This window comes from Bacteroidota bacterium (genome assembly GCA_036522515.1).
In the GTDB taxonomy this organism is placed as follows: domain Bacteria; phylum Bacteroidota; class Ignavibacteria; order UBA10030; family SZUA-254; genus VBOC01.
In genome coordinates this window covers 1-6573 of the sequence record DATDFQ010000031.1, presented here as the reverse complement: position 1 = coordinate 6573, position 6573 = coordinate 1, and the positions used below count along the sequence as shown (strand labels likewise).

Annotated in this window: 6 protein-coding genes; 5 read left to right on the top strand and 1 reads right to left on the bottom strand. The window is 55.6% G+C overall.

What is annotated here, in order from left to right; genetic code table 11:
- From VI215_04965 to VI215_04950, 4 genes are all read left to right on the top strand, one after another.
- The coding region (locus VI215_04965) for an MqnA/MqnD/SBP family protein (GenBank protein ID HEY6191663.1) at positions 1–261 on the top strand (261 nt) is incomplete at its 5' end.
- Positions 261–1367 (top strand): cyclic dehypoxanthinyl futalosine synthase, encoded by a 1107-nt coding sequence (gene mqnC / locus VI215_04960; GenBank protein ID HEY6191662.1) that lies wholly within the window; start codon positions 261–263, stop codon positions 1365–1367. The genes VI215_04965 and mqnC, both read left to right, overlap by 1 nt.
- 53 nt (positions 1368–1420) lie before the next feature.
- Positions 1421–3616 carry a glycosyltransferase family 39 protein gene (locus tag VI215_04955; protein ID HEY6191661.1) on the top strand — a complete coding sequence of 732 codons (2196 nt, stop codon included), beginning with the start codon at positions 1421–1423 and terminating at the stop codon, positions 3614–3616.
- Between the two features lie 243 nt (positions 3617–3859).
- Positions 3860–4951 carry a hypothetical protein gene (locus tag VI215_04950; protein ID HEY6191660.1) on the top strand — a complete coding sequence of 364 codons (1092 nt, stop codon included), beginning with the start codon at positions 3860–3862 and terminating at the stop codon, positions 4949–4951.
- On the opposite strand, the gene VI215_04945 is transcribed toward VI215_04950, so the two are convergent.
- Positions 4952–5788: an MqnA/MqnD/SBP family protein gene (locus tag VI215_04945; GenBank protein ID HEY6191659.1), complete on the bottom strand. Its 837-nt coding sequence runs from the start codon at positions 5786–5788 to the stop codon at positions 4952–4954.
- 182 nt (positions 5789–5970) lie between these two features.
- Between VI215_04945 and VI215_04940 the strand changes: the two genes are divergently transcribed.
- Positions 5971–6573 (top strand): VOC family protein (locus VI215_04940; protein ID HEY6191658.1); only part of this gene is annotated, 603 nt, incomplete at its 3' end.

Here is a 6573-nt window from a genome sequence, read left to right as displayed (position 1 = left end):
TGGGCGGTCGACAAGGAGTTGCCTGCGGACCTGAAGAAAGATCTGGGAGATCTTATCGAGCGGTCGCTCGCGGATTCCGCCGGGCACTTTGCCGAAGTGGGTGAGCTCGCGGGGAAACAGATCGGCCTGACCGGGCCTGAGATCGAAGAGTACCTTGAAGGATTTCAGTATACTCTCGGCGAACGCGAGCGGGAAGCGATGAAGGAGTTCCGCCTCCTGGTGGATCAGAGCGAACGGGTTTCAATGGTCGGGGGATCTTAATGGACAAACCTCTCTATTCCCGGATCAGAAATCTCGAGCGCATCTCGCCCGCAGAAGGTCTCGAGGTCCTCAAGACCGCGGCGCTGCTCGATCTTGGGGAGTTGGCGAATGGGATCCGCCTCCGGAAAAACCCCGCCGGACCTTCGGGCATTCCCGTCGTCACGTTTGTGGTCGACACCAATCCGAATTACACGAACATCTGCAACATCGATTGCATTTTCTGTGCGTTCTACCGCCACCCCGGAGACGAAGGAGAGTACACCTACAGCGTCGACGTGATGATTCAAAAATTCAAAGAGGCTGCGGCGCAGGGCGTGACGACCGTTCTCCTGCAGGGCGGAGTCAATCCGGCGATTCCGTTTGAATACTATATCGAGATGGTCGAACGGACGGTGAAAGAAGTGCCGGAGGTGATGCCCCATTTTTATTCGACCTCGGAGATCATCGGCATGTCGCAGGTCTCGGGATTGACGATCCCCGAAGTCCTCCGTCGATTGTGGGATGCCGGTCAGCGAACGATTCCCGGAGGCGGCGCCGAGATTTTGTCGGATCGTGTGAAGAAAAAGATTTCGAGCCTGAAGGGAACGTCGGCCGATTGGCTCAACGTCATGCGCGAATCCCATAAGATCGGATTCAAGAGCACGGCAACGATGATGTACGGCCACCTCGAGACGGACGAAGACATCATCGAGCATCTCGAGTCGATCAGGCAGCTTCAGGACGAATACCACGGGTTCACCGCGTTCGTGCCGTGGAGCTTCAAACCCGGGAACACCCCTCTGGAAAAGATCATTCCGCATTATGCGACCCCGATGCGGTATCTTCAGATGCTGGCGATTTCCCGGATCTACCTCGACAACTTCGATCACATCCAGGCCTCATGGTTTTCCGAAGGAAAGAAGACGGGACAGATCGCGTTGCACTTCGGCGCCGATGATTTCGGAGGTACGCTCTTCGAGGAGAACGTGCACGCAGCCGCGAATTTTGTCAACAAGACCAACACCGAAGAAGTGGTGAGCCTGATCCGGGAGGCCGGATTTGTTCCCGCCCAGCGTTCCACCCTCTATCAGACACTCAAACTGTACGAAAGCGCGGAAGCTGCATAGGCCCCGCGCTCCCCGGGTGATGTCCCGCTCTCACCCGACCGGGAGATAGGCTCTTGCGCCGCCACCTTCCGTTTTTTTTACTCCTCCTTGTCCTGGCCGGCGGCAACGCCTTCTGGTACGCTCTCGGCGATCATCCCCAGCACTGGGACTCCGCCATCCATCTCTCCGAAAGCCTCAACGCGAACAGGATCGGAGCCGACTCCTCCACATCAGGACTCCACCAGGTCTTGAACGTTTCGTGGTACTATCCGCCGCTGGTCTCGTATGTGTCTATTCCGTTCTATGCGCTGTTCGGAGAATCGGAGTTTGCGGGATTTGAGGTAATGACATTCTTCTTTCTCATCCTCGAGCTCTCGGTCTACGCGACCGGGAATCTGCTGTTCGGGAACCGTGAGGGATTGGTGGCGGCATCGCTCGCCGCTTCCTTCCCGATCGTCATCCGATACTCGCACATGTTCATGCTCGACCTGCCGCTCGCATCGATGACCGCGCTTGCGTTCTACCTCCTGCTGCGAACCGATTCCTTCAAACGAAGGACCGCAAGCCTTCTGTTCGGCTTGGCGCTCGGCGCAGGGATGCTGACAAAATGGACTTATCCGCTTTTTATTCTGGTGCCGTTTCTCTACACCATCATCCCGACTCTCAGACGGTCGTCCTGGCGCCGTTGGCAGGTTACCGGCTGGATTCTCAGCCTTCTGATCGCGATGGCGATCGCTGCGCCCTGGTACCTTGTTCACGCAATCCAGATTCTGAGCGGAAGGGGAGGTGAACTCGGAAGGGGCGAACAAACGCTCGCCGGCTCGATCGGTTACTATATAAGGATGATTCCGGAGGAAGTATCGTGGATCATGATGCCATTTCTCCTCGGAGGCGTCCTTGTCTGTCTGTTTAAGTACCGTTTCCGGTTCCAGACCCTCTTCCCCCTCATCTCCTTTCTGGGGGGGTATGCCCTGCTGACGCTCATCGGTTTTAAACAACCCCGGTTTGCGATCCCCCTGCTTGCGCCGCTTTGTGTGCTCGCATCGGCGGGGCTCGTCTCGTGGGTGCGGGATGATTCTTCCCCGGGGAAGATCATGGGCATTCCGACTGCCGTCCTTATCTCTCTTCCGGTAATCCAGTTTATTCTCGTCTCCTTCATTCCAGCCGAATCAACTCTCGGCCAGCGATATTCCCGGCCGTTTCTGTCGGCGCCAATCACGAAAGTCGACGGACCGGTCGACGCAGACTGGAAACAGGATTCGATCGCCGACGCGATCGATCTCGACCGCCTGGCGAAGGGACGGGCACGTGTCGTAGTCCGGGTGATTCCCGATTATGTCTACTTCAATAACGCGACGATATCGTATGCGGCGAAGCTCCGCCGCTATCCGATCGTCGTCATGGGAACGACGGGGTTTCCTCTCTTTACGGATTACGTTCTCTTGAAAACCGAAAATAGCGGCGATGGATCGGGCGAGCGCGACCGGCTCAGGAAGGAAATCCTCGACGAGGCCCGCAGCCCGGCCGGCATGTACAATCTCTTGCAGGCATGGAGTCTGCCCGACGGGTCGGAAGCAATTCTTCTTCGCGTGGAGCCGAAACCTGCAACCGGGATTTCCAGCGCGACCATCGAGGAGAAGTTGCGGTCGCATGCGGATCAATTCGTCCGGAAATACCTCAGGCCGTTACAAGGGTACGATTTGAGGGTCGATGCGATCGATTCGGTTGAGACCCTGAAAGGCCACGTAAAGGGAATTGAGGTGTTCACCCACACAGGAGAATTCGGCGACTTTGCGTTCAACCCCGCCGGGATGCCCGTCGAAGATGTCCGGCTCGATCTGACCGATCTGCGATTCGATCCCGGCAAGCTCGTTACATCCGACACGCTCCTTCTCGTTTCGATCGGGGGGTTGAATGTAAAGAGCTTCACGATCGACGCAGGCGCCCTCCAACGCTACGCGGAAACGTCTTCAGGCGGCAATATCACCGTCGATTCGCTTTCCATCCGGGGAGGTGTGATTCACTTTGAGGGGTATTCGCGCGGGTTTGGTCCAAGGATTGAAGTCGGAATCTCGCTGCACTCTATCGGGCGTCAGAACATCGCCTTCTCGTTCGAACGCCTGAGGATCGGGATCGTGCCGGTCCCTGCATTTCTGATGAACGTCCTGACCTTCTCCTTCAACCCTGTATTGACGGGCCTGGATGCGCTCTCCCACGTCGAGATCGGCAATCTCACCCTGGCCAATGACGAGATCAAGATCGGGGAGTAGGGGCGGGACATGTCCCGCCCGAACGATTCTCGTTCCCACGCTCTGCGGTGGTTTCTCGTTCCCACGCTCTGCGTGGGAACGCATATCGCGGCGCTCCGCGCCGCAAGTTTTATAGACACCGACAGGCCGAGGACGGGCAACCCTTAATAACACCGTCAAATGGTGCTTGACTTGGCAGAATCTAAGGAGGAGTTTGTGAAACCTTGCAGTATGCGTGTTGCGTGCTTGTGTACGATCGCCCTGATGATTCCTCTCTCTGCGCTCCCGCAGCGGAAACCCGTCAAGGTTCAAATCAATGTTGGCGTTGACACGGCAAATCACGACATCGGAGCTGTCGTACATCTCTGGCAAGAGTATCTGAACTCCCGGACCGACAGCGCGCATGACAATCCGCTCTGGCTCGCGGCGGAACGCGAACGCTACACGAACTTCGATCTTGTGAATCACACCTGGTTCTCGCCGAGCCTGTACGGCTTGATGCGCGCTTACAAGCCCACCGTGTTGAGCGTTTCTCAGATCTCCGGCGGTTTCAAAATCCGAACACTATTTTCCTACCCTTCCGATTCCGGCTTCGCGAACGTACTTGCGATTACAGAAGTCGCGGCCAAGAAGGAAGATGGCGTCTATAAATTGGGCAACATGCTCACTGATAATACCGCCGGGTGGGGAAAAGAAACCGTCGGGAGTATCACGTTTCATTTCCCGCCGGGGCACACGTTCAACCTACCGCTGGCCGAGCACATGAACAAGTTTGTCGATTCGATACGAACTCTCTGGAAGATCGAACCTATTCCGGTCGATTACTATTTCGCAGGAACGGTGGACAGCGTCTACAAAGCGATCGGGATCGACTATGTGATGACGTCGGGAAACATTCCTCGCCCTGGGGGCTATACGCAGATTCAAAATCATCTGGTATTTGCCGGTGGGTCGAACGAATGGTATCCGCATGAGTTTGTTCACATCTACATCAATCCCCGGTTTCCCGGAGCAAATCCGTACTTCAGCGAAGGATACGCCGCTCTCCTTGGCGGAAGCCGGGGGCACGACCTCGACTGGCATATCCGGCGAACCAAATCATATCTCCAGGATCACCCCGGTGCGGATCTCCTTTCGCTCAATAATATAGACTTCGCCACCGGCACCGTCTACGTGGTCGGGGGATTGATCTGCAAAATGGCAGAGGAAAAGGGCGGGCTGGAACTGCTCAGGAAGCTTTTCGGATACGGAGGGGAGGAGCAGGATTTTTACAGGGCGATGAAAGACGTGTTCGGCGTGGAGCAAAACAAATTGAATCGGTTCCTCCGGGACAAGATCTCGGAGTACGCGAGGTGATCAGTACAACACAACCTCCGGAACACGGGGGATCAGACCCTTCTCGTTCGCCATCTTATAGAGTAGTTCGAGCGCCCGCTTTCCCTTGTCCCCCATGTCAACGGTTAGATCGCTGACGTACATCTTTACAAACTTCTCACCCAGTTTCCGGTCGATCCCTCTCCCCCACTGGAGCGCATAGGGAATCGATTCGTTCTGGTGGGCATACCCGTAGGCGATGCTTGCCTGCAATCCGTTCGATAACTTCGCCGCAAGCTTCTCTCCGAGGTCGCTGCGGACGACATCCAACCCGAGTGGCAGCGGCAACCCGGCCGCCTCCTTCTCCCATAGCTCTCCGAAATCCAGGATCTTATTATATCCGAGTGATTGATAGGTAATCTGGCCTTCATGAATCAAGAGCCCGGCATCGATTTCGCCGTCATCGACAGCCCCCATGATCCGGTCGAACGGCATGTCGATGTTTGCAATTCCATCGGTAAAGATTTTGAATAGCAAGGTCGCCGTCGTCAACGGTCCAGGTGTCCCGACCTTCTTCCCTTTCAGTTCATCGAGATGCTTATACTTTCTGGAGATAATCACCGGACCATATCCTTCACCCATGCTCGCTCCCGTCCGCATGATCCAGTACCGATCGGCTACATGCGGGAATGCATGCGCGGAGATTGCCGTGACTTCAAGCTCCGCCCTCTTCGCGCGCTCGTTGAGGGATTGAATGTCCTCGAGAAGGTGCTCGATCCGGATGCCTTCGAGTTTTACCTTGCCGCTTGAGAGTCCGTAGAACATGAATGCGTCATCGGGGTCCGGACTATGCCCGACGCGAATGGTCCGATCTGTCATATGCCTCTGAAAAGTCTTCCAAGATAGCGATTCGAGCGGTGAATTGAAACTTCTTCATCGCAATATTGCATGATTTGTTATATTGGAAAGCAGGAACTTGACGGCTCCCTGCCGGGTTTACGGATTTGGCGGAGGGCGTTGACAACTCTCTGCATCTGACTTTTTTCTCAGGAGATACTACCATGGATAACATACTCGTGCATCTCTGGTTCGACAAAGAAGCCAAGGAAGCTACTGCTTTCTATGCGACGCTTTTTCCGAGCTCAAAAGTCAAGAGCGTATCAACGATCACCGATACGCCCTCGGGCGATTGCGATATTGTCCGGTTCGACCTGCACGGACAACCATTCATGGCCATCAGCGCGGGGCCGTTTTTCAAATTCAACCCGTCGATCTCCATGTTTGTGGTGTTCGATACCGAAGCGGAGATTAAGGCGGTGTGGAACAAACTGATTGACGGCGGCAAAGCGCTGATGCCGTATGATACCTACCCGTGGGCGAAGAAATACGGATGGCTGGAGGACAGGTACGGACTTTCATGGCAACTTTCCTGGAGCGACGATCACGACGTGAAGCAAAAGATCACGCCTCTGCTCATGTTCACCAAAGGCGTCGCCGGTAAAGCGAAGGAGGCGCTTGAGGCGTATACGCGCATCTTCCCAAATTCCAACATAGGGATGGTCGTGCCGTATACGAAAGATGAGGGCGACAAGGAGGGATTCATAAAACACTCCCGGTTTACGCTTGCCGGGAAGCTTTTCATGGCGATGGACAGTTCCGGACCG

Excerpts from the sequence above, each read along its gene's own strand:
- mqnC (HEY6191662.1), top strand. The coding sequence starts at position 261 with ATGGACAAACCTCTCTATTCCCGGATCAGAAATCTCGAGCGCATCTCG.
- VI215_04950 (HEY6191660.1), top strand. The coding sequence starts at position 3,860 with ATGATTCCTCTCTCTGCGCTCCCGCAGCGGAAACCCGTCAAGGTTCAA.
- VI215_04945 (HEY6191659.1), bottom strand. The coding sequence starts at position 5,788 with ATGACAGATCGGACCATTCGCGTCGGGCATAGTCCGGACCCCGATGAC.